Here is a 16,803-nt window from a genome sequence, read left to right as displayed (position 1 = left end):
GTCTCGATCAGTTTGCCTCCTGGCGAATGCAACCGTTGCGGGCATTTTGCGTCAGAAGGTTATCTCGTTCTTGCGCCGGCCGGGCGGTGAAGTCAAACTTCGTCGCGCTGCCGAAACAAAAAACAACTCAATCAGTTAACAGGCAAATCTGTGGCAGGGACGTCGCGGAAACGACGCATCCGCCGTTATTTGCGCGCGAGCAGCGCCTTGACCAGTTTTTCGTCGATCGCGCCGGTTGCCTTCATGTCGTTGTCGGCCTGGAAGGCCATGATCGCGTTCTTGGTTTTCTGGCCCATCATGCCGTCGGGATTGCCGGCTTCGTAGCCGTTCTTGTTGAGAATGCGCTGGATGTTCTGGACCGCTTTCTTCATGTCGATGCCGGCCGTCGTCTGCGGTGTGCCATCCTGCCACGATTCAGGAATGTCGGCCGAATTGGCGGCTGGATCGAGCGGCTTGGCCTTCCACAGGTCAGCCGCGGCCCGCGCACGCTCCAGCTGCTCGGGCCTCAGCGCCTTGGCGATCTCGTCGCGCTTGGCCGCCGCATCCTTGTCGCCGGTCTTGGCGACGAGCGCGAACCATTTGTAGCTCTCCTCGAGGTTCTGCTTCATGCCGACGCCCTTCGCCGCGAGGATGCCGAGATTGAACTGGCTGTCCTTGACACCGAGATCCGCCGCCGCCTGGAACCAGCGCGCTGCCGATTCATTGTCGGTCACGCCATCCGCCGCCATCGCAAACAGCACGGCCAGATTGTGCATGGCGCTGGCATTGCCCTGCTCTGCGGCAAGCTGGTACCAGGTCTTCGCTTTCTTGATGTCGCGTGCGACGCCGATGCCCTTCTCGTAGAAATTGCCGATGCGGTATTCTGCCGGTGCGAAACCGAGGTCGGCAGCTTTCTCATACCATTTGGCCGCCGCCGCCATGTCTTCCTTGACACCGCGCGACTCGGCGTAGCGCGAGCCGATCTCGAACAGCGCCTTGGCGTCGCCGCCGGCCGCTGCATCGCGCAGGGCGACCGGACCGGCATCGGCCGGAACGTCGATCTCGGCGCCTGCTGCCGCGGCAGCATCCGCTGGCGGCACCGTGCCCGTCGTGTCCTGCGTCGCAGCGGTGGTGATAGCAGGCGCGGCAGCCATTGGCTCGGCGTAGCTGACCGTCGCCGCTGCAGGCGCGGGCACTGCGGCCGTGGTGTCTGGCGCCGCTAGGTCAGCGGATGCCGCGGCAGCCGAGGGCGCCGTCGATGCCTCGGTTGCCGCTGTGGCGGGGCCAGTTTGCGCCGCCGTGTCGTCCTTGGTCATTGCCTGCCTGACGGTGGGCGACGGCGCGCTCTCCTGTGCTGTCGTCTGCGCGTCCGCCTTCGGCTCGCTGGCAACGCTGGCCAATGCAGTTTCCACCGGCTGTACGGCCACGGCCGGTGCCGCCTCATTGTTGGCGACTTCGACCGGGTCGGAGAAGAAGGCTTTGCCCAGTTGCAGGCCGGCAAGCGCCAGCATGATGGCGATTGCCCCCATCAGGATCGGCTTGCGCCGCGCCTTGAGCAGGTCGCCGATCCTGAGTGCCTTGACCGGGCCTTTCATCGTCGACTGGCGCTTGAGGGCGTCCGCCTCGGCGGCCGCCGCTTGCGCAGCCCGTCTGGCTGCCGCGATGAAGTCCGATTTCGCCGCCTCAGCGCCGCCTTCCCGGGACGGCTGCCCGCGCTCGTCGCGCACGCGCTTCATGATGGCGCTGAGGTCGGGTGCGCCGGAGCCGGGTTCCAGTGGCCGGTTGGCGAGCTTGGGGTCGAGGGGCTCGTCGAGATCGACGCTCGGTATCTCGGCGCTCGGCGCCGAGCCTGCAAGCGGCGGCATCTCGGCGTCCTTCTTGCCCTTCAAGGCGCGCGCCAGCCCGCCTAACATCGATTTCCTGCCGCCGCCTTGCTCGGTTTTTTCACGCGTCGTGTCTGAACCGAGAGCCGCCAGGGCGGCTGCGGCGGCGGCCTCAGCCGGCGTACGCGGACCTGGTTCGTCGCGCACGAGCGCCGCGGCGCGGCCGTCGAGATCGGCCATGCTGCCCGTCAACGGCAGCGGCTGGTCGAGGTCCATCGACGGTGCGTCCTGCACCGAGATCTTGGATGCCCGGCCGAAGCGCTTGCTCAACTCCGCGCTTGCCGGTTCGCCGGTCTCCAGTGAACCAAGCCTGTCAACGATCTTGAGCAGCGTATCGTGGATAGCCTCGAACGTCCTCGAATTGCGCTCGTCCGAACGGCGCGTCAGTGCCTCAAGCGTCTTCAGGTCGTGGGCGAGGCCGGTAACGGCCGCCGTGTTCGCGCTTGATCCGGCCAGCGAGCGGACGGCGCTCTCAGCCGCCTCGCGCGCCGCGCCGAGGATGGAATCGCGGGTTCCGGCCAGCGACTTCTCGATTTCGTTGAGGCGCGGGCTGATGTCGTCGAATTCCGGCAGCGGCGTGCCGGGCTTGGAAAGATGCGCCGTCAGGCCGGCGACCTGCGCTTCAAGGCTGCGGATCAACGCCGGGTCGATGCTGGCGACCTGTGCCGCGGACGAATCCAGCCGGCTTGAGATGTCTTCGAGCCGGCTCTCCAGGCCACGGATCGCCGCCTCGTTGGCAGGATCCGGAACGCGCGTCTCCATCCGCTTGGCCAGCGCGGTGAAGCGGGCGTCGATGGCATCCATGATGCCGGCGCTGTCGACCTGCGGCATGCGCTGGTCGAGCCTGTCGGCGACCTCGTCCAACCGGCGCTCAAGGTCGCGAAACAGCATGTTGCCTTGTTCGATGGCGTCGCCCTGGCGACGTTCCATCATGCTGGACAGCACGTCGAAGCGCTGCTCGAGCCCCTGGAAGATGTAGTCCGCGTCGGGCATGGCAGGTGCATGGTCGATCTTGTCGGCAATAAGCGCGACTTGCCTGGCAAGCCGCTCCATCGCCTGTTCCGGCAGATTGGCTCGGCCGGCCAGCTCATCCACACGGCTCGACAATGTGTTGAGACGGTCGATGACCTCCCGACCCGGACGATCCTGCGACACTTCTTCGATTTGCTGGGCCAGTGAATCGATCCGCTTCTCGATGCGTTCGAAGGGCTCGGGGTCGAACGAATTGGCTTGCGCGGCAACCGTCGAGGCGACGATCGCGCGGGAAATCTCGTCGAGCCGCTCGTCGATCTGACTGAATGTGTCGCTCCCGCGATTGTCCTGCTGGCGGGCGAAATGGTCGACCGCTCCGGCAAGCGTGCGGACCTTTTCCTCGAGCGAGCGCAGCGACAGCGATTCCGGCAGATTGCTGACGGCATTGCTGATCTGTTCGAGCCGCTCCGTCAACGCCGACAGGCCGGGTGCATCGGAGCGCTTGCGCTGATCGGCGTCGACGCGGTCCTCGAAGGCGTTCCAGCGGCGGTCGAATTCGTCCCAGCGGCGGCCGACCGCCTGCACGCTCTCCTCGCGCGCCAGCGTATCGAGCGCGGCCTTGACCTGCTCAAGCTCGAGCCGCAGCATATTGACGCTTCTGTCGTCGCTTTTTTCGGCCAGTGTCTGGATGGCGCCGGAAAGCCGCTCGAATTCGACGCCGAGTTCGGCGCTGCCTTTGTCGCCGCCATTTGACTGGAAGGCTCGCTCAATATTCTTGCGCAGCACATCGAACTCGCGTTGCAGGCCGGAGGTCATCTGCTGCCGCAGCTCTTCGCGCAGGCCGCGCAATTCCCCGGCGATCTTGCCGGCTAGGGCGACGCCGTCCTCCTGACCGCGCACCCGGTCGATATCGCGGGCGATCGCCTGGTAATTCTGGTCGAAAGCCGCTGCTGGACCTTTCGGCCGTTGCACGCGTGGATCCTCATACCGGCGCTGCTGGCCATAGGGTTGGGCGCTGGGATAGCGCGGTTCTGCCGCTGGTCGGCGCGGATCGGGGTGGCTTGCCGTCTCCTCGCGCGTCCGCTCCAGTCGCTGCTCCAGAGTTTCCAGGGAGCGGTTGAGCTCTTCAAGCGTCGTGTGCGGCCTGCGTTGCCTGCCGGCGTTGAGTGTATCGAGGTAGGACCGCTTGCTGTTCATCAATGCGCCCGTTTCAGAATTGCTGGCTTTCACCAGGTTCCCAAAGTCCTGCCGGGACGAAGGCGACTGCTTGGCTTGTTGCAGTGGAAGACGAGCTTCCCGGGTCTCATCCGCGCTCCGAAAAACCGTGAAAAATTCAATACAGGATAGACACGGGTAACCGACATGCGCACATTTCGCCCCAACGTGGTAAACAACGCGTTAACCAAGCTTAAGAAGTTGCAACTTTGTCGACTGGCCGCCGACCGCGCCACCTGTCTTTTTGGACGCACAAAGGACGCTGTAGAATTTTGATCTGCCGCATGATCGCTTCCGAAATCGGCCGCGGCCTTTGGGTCATCCGCCGGCGCTGCGGCATAAAGTTCCAAGCCCAGAACGCTCTTGCGTGGTGAGGCGGCTATCGATATAGAATTGACGTAAACGTAAATGAGCGCATTACGCCGTTTGCGATTTGTTTGTTGAAACCACGAGTGGAAGCACGCCCCCGCTTTCACTCAGGCGACGCAAGGTCCGCGACCGCGACGCCACCAGACGGGGAAAGCCAGTGACCATGAAACTTATTTCGCCCGGCCAAGCCGCGGCCAACACCAACGATATGTCGAGCGAAGCCGGTGAAGAGCTTGTCCGCATCGGCGAAATGGCCAAGAAATACGGAGTGACGCTGCGTACGCTGCGTTTCTATGAGGACAAGGGTCTACTCAACCCGCAGCGTGACGGATCGACCCGTCTCTATACGCGCCGCGACAGGGCCCGGCTGAAGCTGATCCTGCTTGGCCGCAAGGTCGGGTTCTCGCTGCGCGACGTCAAGCAGATGATGGACCTCTACGATCCGAACGGCTCCAACACCAAGCAGTTGCGGCTGGCGCTCGACAAGTCGGAGAAGCAGCTTGCCCGTCTGCAGAAGCAGCGGGCGCTGATCGACGACGCCATCAGCGAACTGAGTGCTTCGATGTCGACCGTCCGGCAAATGCTGATCGAGCGCTCGGCGCCGCAGGCCAGCGTGGCGAGCTAAACTAACCTGTCGATTTCCGACGAATGAGAACCGCGTGGCTTTCGCTGCGCGGTTCTTCGTCGTTTGCCGTCTTTCGTCGTTTGCCGTCTTTCGTCGTTTGCCGTCTTGGCGCGCGGCAGAAAATTTGCCGCACCGCAGAATTGACGTTTACGCAAACGTCAATATTTGTTATCTCGACCGTAACGTTGGTCCGCCTGCCATCCTCATATGCTGGGGCTGATTTCGGGGCCAAGACCGCATGGTGGAGGAAACGCATGCCGATCTACAGAGCGCCGGTCCGGGACACGCTGTTCGTGCTGAACGAAGTGCTGGGATATCAGCGTTATTCCAATCTTCCCGGATTTTCCGACGCGACGTCGGATGTGCTCGAGGCCATCCTTGCCGAGGGCGCGAAGCTCGCCGAAAACGTGATGCAGCCGCTGAACCGTGTCGGCGACGTGGAAGGCTGCGTGCACAATGACGACGGTTCGGTAACGACGCCGAAAGGCTTCAAGGAAGCCTTCGACCAGTATCGCGAGGGCGGCTGGATGGGGCTCGCGGCACCTGTCGAGTTTGGCGGGCAAGGCTTGCCCTACGCGGTGCACACTGCGGTTGCCGAATATATGGTGTCGGCCAATATGTCGCTGATGATGTATGCCGGCCTGACGCAGGGCGCGATCGCTGCGATCATCACCCATGGCACCAAAGAGCAGAAGGCAACATGGTTGCCGAAGCTGGTCGAGGGCGCCTGGACCGGCACCATGAACCTGACCGAGCCGCACTGCGGAACCGATCTTGGCCTGCTGCGCACCAAGGCCGTCCCAAATGGCGACGGCACCTACAGGATCTCCGGCCAGAAGATATTCATCTCGGCCGGCGAGCATGACATGTCGGACAATATCGTCCACCTCGTGCTGGCCCGTATCGAGGGCGCGCCGGATGGCGTGAAGGGCATCTCGCTGTTCATCGTGCCGAAGCTCAAGCTCGATGCCTCAGGCAATCCGGGCGAGAAGAACACCGTCTCCTGTGGCTCGATCGAGGAGAAGATGGGTATCCATGGCAATTCGACCTGCGTCATGAATTACGACGACGCTGAAGGCACGCTGCTCGGCGAGGCCAATGGCGGCCTGAAAGCAATGTTCACCATGATGAATGAGGCGCGGCTTGGCGTCGGCCTGCAGGGGCTCTCACTGTCGGAGGTTGCCTACCAGAATGCGGTTTCCTACGCCAAGGATCGTCTGCAGGGCCGCTCGCTGTCAGGGCCGATGGCGCCGGACAGGAAGGCCGATCCGATCATCGTCCATCCGGACATCCGCCGCAGCCTGATGACCATGAAGGCTTTCAACGAGGCCGGCCGCGCGCTGGCGCTGTGGACGGCGATCAAGTCCGACATCGCTCACCGCTCCAGTGACGACAAGGATCGCCAGGCGGCCGACGACTACACCGGCCTGATGACGCCGGTGGTCAAGGGCGTGCTCACCGACAAGGGTTTCGATCATGCGGTAATGGCGCAGCAGGTGTTCGGCGGCCACGGCTATATAGAAGAGCACGGCATGAGCCAGTTCGTCCGCGATGCTCGCATCGCCATGATCTATGAGGGTGCCAACGGCATCCAGGCGCTCGACCTCGTCGGCCGCAAGTTGGCCTTGAATGGCGGTCGCGCGATCCAGGCTTTCTTTAAGGAAGTCGGCGAGTTCTGCGAGGAAAACCGCACCGACGAAAAGATTGCGCCCTTCACCAAGGCGCTGAAGAAGGGCCTCAACGATCTGCAGGCGGCGACGATGTGGCTGGTGCAGAACGGCATGGCCAAGCCCGACAATGCCGGTGCCGCCTCGACCGACTACATGCATCTCTTCGGCCTGGTGGCGCTGGGCTATATGTGGGCCCAGATGGCCAAGGTGGCCGCAGCGAAATTGACGAATGGCGCCGACGGCGCTTCGTCTTTCTACGACAACAAGCTGGTGACGGCGCGCTTCTTCATAGAGCGGATCATGCCGGAGACGTCGGCGCATCTTGCCCGCATCTCCAGCGGTGCCGACACATTGATGGCACTGCCGGCGGAAGCGTTCTAGGTTCGGCGTTCCCCTCCCCCTCGAGGGGAGGGTGGCCCGAAGGACCGGGAGGGGTCCTGCGTGCAGTGCGCCGACCTCCATTCTGGTGCATGCCTTGGGAGGAGAACGATCGCAATGCCGTGGCACGTAGCGCAGGTTGTAAAAGATAAGGTCGAGCACGTCATCGGCGACCCCACCCGGCCGCTTCGCGGCCACCCTCCCCTCGAGGGGGAGGGGAACGTCGGCGCGAGGGAGAAAGCATGACCAACCCCGCCGAAATCCTTGGCCTTCCCAAGCCCGCCTGGGCGGCGGACGAGGTCGGCATGCTTTACGACATGGCGCACCGCTTCATGTCTGAAGAGATCGCGCCGCGTTACGACGAGTTCGAGAAGAACGAGATGGTCGACCGCGAAAGCTGGCTGAAGGCGGGTGCTGCCGGCCTGCTCTGCGCCTCGATGCCGGAGGAATATGGCGGATCGGGCGGCACCTTCGCGCATGAGAGCGCCATCATCGAGGCGATCGGCCATGTCGGCGTCGACGGGTTCGGCATTGGCCTGCACAATTCGATCGTTGCCCCCTATATCCTCCACTACGGCTCGGAGGAGCAGAAGAAGAAGTGGCTGCCGAGGCTGGCGAGCGGCGAGCTGATCGGCGCCATCGCCATGACCGAGCCGGGTGCGGGCTCCGACCTTCAAGGCGTCAAGACGCGCGCCGAAAAGGACGGCAACCGGTACAAGCTCAACGGCTCGAAGACCTTTATCACCAACGGCCAGCTCGCCAATTTCATCATCGTCGTTACCAAGACCGATCCTGAGAAGGGCGCCAAGGGCATCTCGCTGATCGTCGTCGAGACTGACGAGGTGGAGGGTTTCGAGCGCGGCCGCAACCTCGACAAGATCGGCCTCAAGGCCAACGACACGTCGGAACTGTTCTTCAACGACGTGCGTGTGCCGACCTCGAACCTGCTCGGCAACGACGAAGGCCAGGGCTTCGTCCAGTTGATGCAACAATTGCCGCAGGAGCGGCTGCAGATCGGCACCACTGCTATCGCCATGGTCGAGCGGGCCCTGGCGCTTACCATCGACTACGTCAAGGAGCGCAAGGCCTTCGGCAAGGCCATCATCGAATTCCAGAACACCCAGTTCAAGCTTGCCGAATTGAAGACCGAGGCGACCATCGGCCGCGTCTTCTATAATGACTGCGTTGCCCGCCACATTAACGGTGGCCTCGACCCGGTGACGGCTTCGATGGCCAAATACTGGCTGTCAGACCTGCAAGGAAAAGTCGTCGACGAATGCCTTCAATTGCATGGCGGCTATGGCTACATGAATGAATATCCGATAGCGCGCATGTTCCGCGACGCCCGCGTCCAGCGCATCTACGGCGGCACCAACGAGATCATGAAATTGCTGATCGGGCGCTCGCTCTGAGCGAGTTTCAGCAAACCCAAGGAGCAGGAAAATGGCCGAAGCTTATGTCTATGATGCCGTGCGCACGCCGCGTGGCAGGGGCAAGAAGGATGGCTCGCTGCACGAAGTGCCGGCGGTGCGGCTCGGCGCCAAGGTGCTCGAGGCCATCCGCGACCGCAACGGGCTGGACACCGCCGCTGTTGACGACATCATCTTCGGTTGTGTCGATCCGGTTGGCGAGGCGGGTGCGGTCATTCCACGTGCCGCTGCTTTCGAGGCCGGCTACGACACCAAGGCGCCTGGCATGCAGATATCGCGCTTCTGCGCCTCGGGACTGGACGCCATCAATTTCGGCGCCGCCAAGATCGCGCAGGGCGCCGACGAGATCGTCATTGCCGGTGGCGTCGAATCGATGTCGCGCGTCGGCATGGGCGCCTCCGGCGGCGCCTGGTTCATGGACCCGTCGGTCGGCCTGCCCGGCTGGTTCGTGCCGCAAGGCATATCTGCCGACCTGATCGCCACCAAATACGGCTTTTCGCGCGACGATGTCGATGCCTACGCGGTCGAAAGCCAGAAGCGTGCCGCCAAGGCGTGGGGCGAGGGCCGCTTCAAGAATTCGGTGATCTCGGTCAAGGACCAGAACGGCCTGACCATTCTCGATCACGACGAGCACATGCGGCCTTCGACCGACATGCAGTCGCTGGCCGCGCTCAATCCGTCCTTTGTCATGCCGGGCGAAATGGGCGGCTTCGACGCCGTCGCCGTGCAGAAGCATCCCGAGGTGGAAGAGGTCAACCACGTCCACCATGCCGGCAATTCGTCTGGCATCGTCGATGGCGCGGCGGCCGTGCTGCTTGGCTCGAAAAAGGCCGGAAAGACGCTCGGCCTCAAACCGCGCGCACGCATCCGTGCGTTCGCCAACATCGGCTCCGAACCGGTGCTGATGCTGACCGGCCCCGTCGACGTCACCGAGAAGCTGTTGAAGCGGGCGAAGATGAAGCTGTCGGATATCGACCTGTTCGAGCTCAACGAGGCGTTCGCTTCGGTGGTGCTGCGCTACATGCAGGCTTTCGACATTCCGCATGACCGGATCAACGTCAATGGCGGTGCCATCGCCATGGGCCATCCGCTCGGCGCCACCGGTGCGATGATCTTCGGTACGGTGCTGGACGAACTGGAACGCCGCGACCTCAACACTGCACTGGTGACGCTTTGCATCGGCGCCGGCATGGGCACCGCAACGATCATCGAACGCGTCTGACGGAGAGAGATGATGAGCTACACCAATTTCACCCTCGACATCGACGCCGACGGCATTGCGCTGGTCACCTGGAACATGCCGGACCGTTCGATGAACGTCTTCACCGAGGAGGTGATGCTCGAACTGAATGCCATCGTCGACAAAGTGGCGAGCGATGCAGCGATAAAGGGCGCGGTGATCACCTCCGGCAAGGATACGTTCTCGGGCGGCGCCGACATCACCATGCTGCAGAAGATGCTGGCGACCTTCGCCGCCGACAAGGCGAAGGACCCGGAGAAGGCGACCAAGGCGCTGTTCGACAATGCGGGCACTATGAATGGCCTGTTCCGTAAGCTGGAAACCTCGGGCAAGCCGTGGGTTTCGGCGATCAACGGCACCTGCATGGGCGGCGCGTTCGAATTGTCGCTCGCCTGCCATGGCCGTGTCGCGGCCGATTCCGACCAGGTGAGGATGGCGCTTCCCGAAGTGAAGATCGGCATTTTTCCGGGCGCCGGCGGCACCCAGCGCGTGCCACGGCTGACCGACCAGCAGCAGGCGCTGCAAATGTTGACCTCCGGCCAGACGCTGTCGCCGCAAAAGGCCAAGTCGATGGGCCTGATCCATGAGATTGCCGAGCCGGACAAGCTGGTCGAAACCGCCAAGGCGATGATCAAGAACGGCTTGAAACCCGTGGCGCCCTGGGACGAAAAAGGCTTCAAGCTGCCCGGCGCTCCGATCTATTCGATGGCCGGTGCCAATCTGTGGCCGCCGGCCATCGCCATCCTGCGCCGCGAGACCTATGGCAACTATCCCGCCGCTGCCGCCATCCTGAAATGCGTCTACGAGGGCCTGCTGGTGCCGTTCGACACCGCCTTGCGGATCGAGCAACGCTATTTCACCGAGATCATGCAGACCAGGGAAGCGGCAGCGATGATCCGCTCATTGTTCGTGTCGCTGCAGGAACTGAACAAGGGCGCGCGCCGCCCGGCCGGAGTGCCGGAAACGAAGTTCAAGAAGATCGGCGTACTCGGCGCCGGCTTCATGGGCGCCGGTATCGCCTATGTGACGGCCAAGGCCGGCATTCCGGTGGTGCTGCTCGACCGCGACATGGAATCCGCGGCCAAGGGCAAGGCGCATTCCGACAACCTGATCTCGGATCAGGTAAAGAAGGGCCGTGCCAAGCCACAGGACAAGGACCAGTTGCTATCGCTGATCACGCCGACGGCCGACTATGCGGATCTCGCCGGCTGCGATCTTGTGGTCGAGGCGGTATTCGAGGATTCGGCCGTAAAGAAGGCTGCCACCGAACAGGCCGAGGCTGTACTCAAGCCGTCGGCGATCTTCGCCTCGAATACGTCGACCATACCGATTACATCGCTGGCCAGGAATTCGGCGCGGCCGAAGAATTTCATCGGCATCCATTTCTTCTCGCCGGTCGACAAGATGATGCTGGTCGAGATCATCCTCGGCAAGAAGACCGGCGACAAGGCGCTGGCAACCGCTATCGACTTTGTCCGTGCCATCAAGAAAACGCCGATTGTCGTCAACGATACGCGCGGTTTCTATGTTAATCGCTGCGTGCTGCGCTACATGTCGGAGGCCTACAAGATGCTGATCGAAGGTGTTCCGGCGCCAATGATCGAGAACGCGGCCAAGGCCGCCGGCATGCCGGTCGGTCCTTTGGCGTTGACCGACGAGACGGCGATCGACCTTGCCCAGAAGATCATGAAGCAGACCATGCGCGACCTCGGCGACAAGGCGGTCGATCCGAAGCAGATGGCGCTGATCAACACGATGGTCGACACGCATGGTCGCTTGGGCCGTAAGAACAGCAAGGGCTTCTATGACTATCCGGCAAAACCGGCCAAAAAGAAGCTGTGGCCAGGCCTCAGGGATCTCTACCCGCAGCTGGCGCCGGAGCAGGTCGACTATGAGGAACTGAAGCAGCGGCTGCTGGTCACCATCGCGCTTGAGGCGGTACGGGTGATGGAAGAGGGCATCGTTACCGACCCACGCGAGGCCGATGTCGGCTCGATCCTGGCCTTCGGCTTCGCGCCTTATACAGGCGGTGCACTATCCTACATCGACGGCATCGGCGCGAAGAAATTCGTCAAACTCGCCAAGCGCCTGCAGAAGAAATACGGCACCGAGTTCAAGGCGCCGAAGCTGCTGCTCGATATGGCGGAGAAGGGCGAGACCTTCTACGAGCGCTTCGATCCCTATACCAGGGACGAGGCCAAGGAGGCAGCGTGACGCCGTCTTCGGCGGTGGACAAGATGGCGGCCAAGGGGTAGAACAGGGAAGGTATTTTTTCCTGTTTCGAAGGAAGAGCAAGGTGCTCTCGCACGACCGCGTTTGGGCCGCCATCGACGCTCTTGCCGAGCGTTATTCGCTTTCGGCCTCCGGACTGGCCAGGCGCGCTGGCCTCGACTCGACCGCCTTCAACAAATCGAAGCGGCTGTCCTCAGATGGACGGCCGCGATGGCCGTCGACCGAATCGCTGGCCAAGATCATCGAGGCGACCGGCGCCTCGCTGGATGAATTTGCGGGGCTGGTCGAGGGTCGGGGTAATTCCGGCGCACTGCCCGTGCAGAGATCGTCGGTGCCGCTGCTCGGCTTCGCCCAGGCGGGCGCCGGTGGCTTCTTCGACGACGCCGGGTTTCCGGCGGGGCAGGGATGGGACCTGATCGAGCTTCCGGCACGGGCAACCGAAACCTCCTATGCCTTGAAGGTCCAGGGCGATTCCATGCTGCCGCTCTACCGCAATGGCGATGTCCTGATCGTCGAACCGGGGGCTACCATACGAAAGGGTGATCGCGTCGTCGTCAAGACCAATGCCGGCGAGGTGATGGCCAAGGTGCTCGACCGCCAGACACCGAGGTCGATCGCGCTGGTCTCCCTCAATCCCGATCACCCTGACCGCGACATCCCCATGCGCGATGTCGAATGGGTGGCGCGGATTGTCTGGGCAAGCCAGTAGGCGCGGGGCCGGTGCGTCTGCCTCACCTTGCCTTGGCTGTTCTGGCGATCCCGGCGATGGCCACGGCAATTGTCGCCGGCGGCCGCGCCGTCCAGAGCGAAAGCGGCGGCCCTTGGGAGCAAATCCAGGTCGGCCCTGAACCGCACCCCGCCGCGCCGGCTACGTCGGCCATCCCGAAACCAGTGCCGGCCAAGCAGGCGGCGCATTCGAGGGCAATCGATCCAGAAATCGTGGTGCCGCCGCAGCTCGGTTCCAACGAGCTTGAACGGATAGAGCCGCGCGCCCCGTTGAGCGATCTGGCATTGGCCGGACCGCCCAAGCCGCCAAAAACGAAAATGCCCGACGACTGGAAAGGCACGAAACTGTTCCAGCCCGTCGCGTCGGCCGCCGGGGTCATCGAAGCAAAGGGCTATTCGATTGCGGTTTCCGGTATCGACATCGTCAAGCAGGAGGAGACTTGCACCGACGGCGGCGAGTCCTGGAATTGCGGCATCCGGGCCCGAACGGCCTTCCGCGCCTTTCTCCGCAGTCGTGCGGTGGTCTGTGCCGTGCCGCCCGAAGGCGGTCGTGATCTGATCGCCGCCGAGTGCCGGATCGGCAATCAGGATATCGGCCAATGGCTGGTCGAAAATGGCTGGGCGCGCGCCGCCAAGGGCGGCCCTTACGTGGAAGCCGGCGAGAAGGCGCGTGCAGCAAAAAAAGGCGTCTTCGGGCCGGCGCCGAGCGTTTCAGGCCTGCCGCCGCTCCCGGCTGCGTCGCGATCCGCGCCTGTAGCGCCTAGCTCGATCCTGCAGGAGCAAGACGGCGTCCTCATGCCGCCAGCTGACCAGCCAGCGCCCGCTGAATGAGCTCGCGCGTTTCGGCGATGCCGTAGAGCGCGGCGAAGGAGCCGAAGCGCGGCCCGCGTTCCTGACCTATCAGCACCTGATAGATCATCTGGAAGAAGGCGACGGAGACTCCGGGTCCGCCCTCCGGGCTCTGCTTGGAATGATCCTGGTACCGCTCGATCTTGCGCGCAACATTGAGGGCAGCGTTCTGGATCGCCTCGCTGTCGGCATCGGCCGGCAGCGCGGCGAGCGCTTCCGAAAGCTTGGTCAGCGCCTCGCGCTCGACCGCGTCGGCAGCACGGTACACTTTGGCCGGCTTCACGAAATCGTCGAAATAGCGGATGGCATATTCGGCCAGCCGGTCGAGCTCGGGATGGGTCGTCGGCGTCACACCCGGCGCGTGGCGCGAAATGAAACCCCACAGCACGCTCCTGTTTTGGGCATTCGAAGCGCTGACCAGGTTGAGCAGCAGCGAGAACGGAACCGGCAGGTCGACTGCCGGGGGATTGCCGTCATGCATGTGCCAGACCGGATTGCCCAGCCGCTCCTTCCAGTCCTGCCGCTGATAGGCAGAGAGGAACGTGTAATATTCGTCTACCGCCTTCGGGATGACGTCGAAATAAAGCTTCTTCGCGGTTCGCGGGCGCTGGAACATATAAAGGCTAAGGCTCTCGGTTGGCGCGTAAGTCAGCCACTCGTCGATGGTCAGCCCATTGCCCTTCGACTTCGAGATCTTCTGGCCGTGCTCGTCGAGGAACAGCTCATAATTGAAGCCCTCCGGCGCCGGAGCATCAAGCGCGCGGCAAATCTGACCGGCGAGCTTGACGGAATCGATCAGATCCTTGCCGGACATCTCGTAGTCGACGCCGAGTGCTGCCCAGCGCATCGCCCAATCAGGCTTCCATTGCAGCTTGGCATGGCCGCCGGTCACCGGCGTCTCGAAGCGCTCGCCGGTGTCCGGGTCGCGCCACACGATGGTGCCGGCGTCGAGCTTGCGCTCGTCGATCGCGACTTGCATGACGATGCCGGTCTTGGGATGGATCGGCAGGAAGGGCGAATAGCTCAGCGCCCGCTCCTCGCGCAGCGACGGCAGCATAATTGCCATCACCTTATCGAAGCGCTCGAGCATCTTGAGCAGCGTCGCGTCGAAGCGGCCGGAAGTATAATAGTCGGTCGAGGAAGCGAATTCGTAATCGAAGCCGAAACGGTCGAGGAAAGCGCGCAGCCGTGCGTTATTGGCGGCGCCGAAGGACGGATACTCATTGGAGAACGGGTCCGGTATCCTGGTCAGCGGCTTGCCGAGATAGGCGCGCAGCATGTCCTTGTTAGGCACATTGTCCGGCACCTTGCGCAATCCGTCCATGTCGTCGGAGAAGCACAGCAGCCGCGTCTTGACCTTGTCTTCGGTCAGCACGCGGAAGGCGTGGCGCACCATAGATGTGCGCGCCACCTCGCCGAACGTGCCGATGTGCGGCAGGCCGGACGGGCCGTAGCCGGTCTCGAACAGCACCGTTTCCGGGTAGCCGCTGCTCGCGTAGCGGGCGACGATCTTTTTCGCTTCCTCGAATGGCCACGCCTTGCTTTCGGCGGCGGCGGCGAGGACTTCCGGGCTGAGATCGATCGGCTGTTGTTCGGCCATGATGCTATTCCTGCAACTTTGCCAGCATCCATGCCGGCAGCCGCATGCTCTAGACCATGATCCCGAAAAGTGGAACCCGGTTTTCGGGCAGGACCGTGATCAGGCAAGAAGATTAAGAGCCCCCGTCCCGATAGTCAGGATGGATCAAGTTCCAACGCGTGACCGGAGCGCCAACGATCGCGGCTGTTTTTCCTTGCGGCGCCGGTCCCTCGTTCCTAACTTCGGGACCATCTCAAGGAGTTGTAAATGCCATTGTCGCCACACGAAGCCATGATCTACCTGATGGTCATCACCTCGGCGTCAGACCGCGACATGACCGACGTCGAACTGGCGCGGATCGGCGACGTCGTTCGATCCTGGCCGGTGTTTGAGGATTTCAACCAGGAGCGGCTGGTCGAGGTCGCCCAGGCCTGCCAGAAAATGCTGCAGGAAAAGGACGGGCTGGAGGGCGTCCTGGCGCGCGTCGCCGAGGCGCTGCCCGAACGCCTGCGTGACACCGCCTATGCGGCCGCCTTCGAGGTCGCAGCCGTCGATCTCGAGATGCGCCTGGAGGAGGTGCGCGTCCTGCAGCTCGTCCGCCGGGAACTCGACCTCGATGCGCTGACGGTCGCCGCCATTGCGCGAGCCGCCAAGGCCCGCCTTCGCACGCTGACCTGAGCCGGCGGCCAAGCTCAGAAAAAACTGACGGGAAAATAGCGCAGATAGAACTCGGCGAACGTGCCTTTCACCGAGATTTCCTGCAGCGCGTAGTCGAAAGCGGCGGCCAGTGCCGGATCGTCGGCCCTGGTGGCGATTGCCATGCCTGAGCCGAGATATTCGGGCGCCAGATAGGGGCCGCCGGCAAAGCGGCAGCAGCCCGCTGCATCCGAACCGCCGAGCCAGAAGGCGAAACGCATGCCGTCGCCGAAGGCGGCGTCGATCTTGCCGGCTTTCAGCTCGCCATAAAGCTCCTCCGGCTTTGCGAAGGCGACGATTTGGACGTCGCCGAAATAATCGCGCAGCATCCGCTCGTGCGCGGAGCCGGCGATCACGCCGACACGCTTGCTGCGCAGCTTGTCGAACATTGGTTCGGTCAGCGCCTGTGTCTTCAGCATGATGAAGCGTGCCGGAAATTGCAGGTAGGAGCGTGAAAATGCGTATTTCGACCGCGACTCCGGCGTCGCGGCGATGCCGGCAATGATCGCTTCGCCCTCGCCTTTCCCGAGCGCACCTTCGAGCTCGGCCCAGGGCAGCGCCTGGATCTGGCATTTTTCGGCAATGCCGAGCTCGGCGCAGATGGCGCGCGCCAGGTCGACATGGAAGCCCGACAGCCGGCCTGCCCCATCGAGGAAATTGAACGGCGGGAAATCCGTGGTGGTCAGGAATCGCAGCCGCGGCAGCATAGAAAGGTCCGGCTTTGGCAGCCGCTCCTTGGCGTCCCAAAACACCGGCACCTGCGGCTCCGCGGCGAGCGCAGCAGCCGCAAGCGATTGCGCTCCGATCAATATCGAGATCAATGAAATGGATATGCGCCGAAATGCCACGCGACGACTCCGTCCGGTCTTGCCCCGGCTTTCGTACGAAATAACACAGATTTTTGTACGAAAAAAACACAGGTACAACGGTTTTTGGTTTCATCATTGCAATTTAGGGATA

11 protein-coding genes are annotated in these 16,803 nt (G+C 63.0%); 8 read left to right on the top strand and 3 right to left on the bottom strand.

Translation table 11 applies throughout. The annotated features are described in order from the left end of the window. Nucleotides 1–185: 185 nt before the first annotated feature. Entirely contained in the window at nucleotides 186–4,031 is a 3,846-nt protein-coding gene (locus tag NKI95_RS08190) for a peptidoglycan-binding protein (protein WP_352715720.1), read from the bottom strand. A 550-nt stretch (nucleotides 4,032–4,581) separates the two neighbouring features. On the opposite strand from NKI95_RS08190, the gene NKI95_RS08185 reads away from it, so the two are divergent. The 7 genes from NKI95_RS08185 to NKI95_RS08155 all read left to right on the top strand — a co-directional run bounded on the left by NKI95_RS08185 (nucleotide 4,582) and on the right by NKI95_RS08155 (nucleotide 13,550). Beyond that, nucleotides 4,582–5,043 (top strand): MerR family transcriptional regulator, encoded by a 462-nt coding sequence (locus NKI95_RS08185; RefSeq protein WP_023719513.1) that lies wholly within the window; start codon nucleotides 4,582–4,584, stop codon nucleotides 5,041–5,043. A gap of 254 nt (nucleotides 5,044–5,297) precedes the next feature. After that, complete coding sequence (locus NKI95_RS08180) at nucleotides 5,298–7,094, top strand: acyl-CoA dehydrogenase (protein ID WP_352715717.1); 1,797 nt, start codon at nucleotides 5,298–5,300, stop codon at nucleotides 7,092–7,094. Nucleotides 7,095–7,333: 239 nt separating this feature from the next. Beyond that, the gene (locus NKI95_RS08175; protein WP_352715714.1) at nucleotides 7,334–8,503 is read left to right on the top strand and encodes an acyl-CoA dehydrogenase family protein; all 1,170 of its coding nucleotides are present in this window, start codon (nucleotides 7,334–7,336) and stop codon (nucleotides 8,501–8,503) included. A gap of 31 nt (nucleotides 8,504–8,534) precedes the next feature. Then, entirely contained in the window at nucleotides 8,535–9,743 is a 1,209-nt protein-coding gene (locus NKI95_RS08170) for an acetyl-CoA C-acetyltransferase (RefSeq protein ID WP_352715712.1), read from the top strand. A gap of 12 nt (nucleotides 9,744–9,755) precedes the next feature. Further along, the gene (locus NKI95_RS08165) at nucleotides 9,756–11,975 is read left to right on the top strand and encodes a 3-hydroxyacyl-CoA dehydrogenase NAD-binding domain-containing protein (RefSeq protein ID WP_352715709.1); all 2,220 of its coding nucleotides are present in this window, start codon (nucleotides 9,756–9,758) and stop codon (nucleotides 11,973–11,975) included. An 82-nt stretch (nucleotides 11,976–12,057) separates the two neighbouring features. Continuing rightward, a complete protein-coding gene (locus NKI95_RS08160) occupies nucleotides 12,058–12,702 on the top strand; it encodes a S24 family peptidase (RefSeq protein WP_023677336.1) in 645 nt (214 codons plus the stop codon). A gap of 11 nt (nucleotides 12,703–12,713) precedes the next feature. Beyond that, nucleotides 12,714–13,550 carry a thermonuclease family protein gene (locus tag NKI95_RS08155; protein WP_352715707.1) on the top strand — a complete coding sequence of 279 codons (837 nt, stop codon included), beginning with the start codon at nucleotides 12,714–12,716 and terminating at the stop codon, nucleotides 13,548–13,550. Here the strand turns inward: NKI95_RS08155 and NKI95_RS08150 are convergent. Then, a complete protein-coding gene (locus NKI95_RS08150) occupies nucleotides 13,513–15,168 on the bottom strand; it encodes a lysine--tRNA ligase (protein ID WP_352715706.1) in 1,656 nt (551 codons plus the stop codon). The genes NKI95_RS08155 and NKI95_RS08150 overlap by 38 nt on opposite strands. 246 nt (nucleotides 15,169–15,414) lie before the next feature. Here NKI95_RS08150 and NKI95_RS08145 point away from each other — a divergent pair, with 246 nt between their 5' ends. Next, a complete protein-coding gene (locus NKI95_RS08145) occupies nucleotides 15,415–15,825 on the top strand; it encodes a tellurite resistance TerB family protein (protein ID WP_292659499.1) in 411 nt (136 codons plus the stop codon). A gap of 14 nt (nucleotides 15,826–15,839) precedes the next feature. On the opposite strand, the gene NKI95_RS08140 is transcribed toward NKI95_RS08145, so the two are convergent. Continuing rightward, nucleotides 15,840–16,691: an ABC transporter substrate-binding protein gene (locus NKI95_RS08140; RefSeq protein WP_352715703.1), complete on the bottom strand. Its 852-nt coding sequence runs from the start codon at nucleotides 16,689–16,691 to the stop codon at nucleotides 15,840–15,842. Nucleotides 16,692–16,803: the final 112 nt, after the last annotated feature.

Source organism: Mesorhizobium sp. M0306 (genome assembly GCF_040321655.1).
In the GTDB taxonomy this organism is placed as follows: domain Bacteria; phylum Pseudomonadota; class Alphaproteobacteria; order Rhizobiales; family Rhizobiaceae; genus Mesorhizobium.
This window is presented reverse-complemented; position numbering and strand designations above follow the sequence as displayed.

Bases quoted from the DNA above. Each gene is read 5' to 3' on its own strand.
- NKI95_RS08190 (WP_352715720.1), bottom strand. From the start codon at position 4,031: ATGAACAGCAAGCGGTCCTACCTCGATACACTCAACGCCGGCAGGCAA.
- NKI95_RS08185 (WP_023719513.1), top strand. From the start codon at position 4,582: ATGAAACTTATTTCGCCCGGCCAAGCCGCGGCCAACACCAACGATATG.
- NKI95_RS08180 (WP_352715717.1), top strand. From the start codon at position 5,298: ATGCCGATCTACAGAGCGCCGGTCCGGGACACGCTGTTCGTGCTGAAC.
- NKI95_RS08175 (WP_352715714.1), top strand. From the start codon at position 7,334: ATGACCAACCCCGCCGAAATCCTTGGCCTTCCCAAGCCCGCCTGGGCG.
- NKI95_RS08170 (WP_352715712.1), top strand. From the start codon at position 8,535: ATGGCCGAAGCTTATGTCTATGATGCCGTGCGCACGCCGCGTGGCAGG.
- NKI95_RS08165 (WP_352715709.1), top strand. From the start codon at position 9,756: ATGAGCTACACCAATTTCACCCTCGACATCGACGCCGACGGCATTGCG.
- NKI95_RS08150 (WP_352715706.1), bottom strand. From the start codon at position 15,168: ATGGCCGAACAACAGCCGATCGATCTCAGCCCGGAAGTCCTCGCCGCC.
- NKI95_RS08145 (WP_292659499.1), top strand. From the start codon at position 15,415: ATGCCATTGTCGCCACACGAAGCCATGATCTACCTGATGGTCATCACC.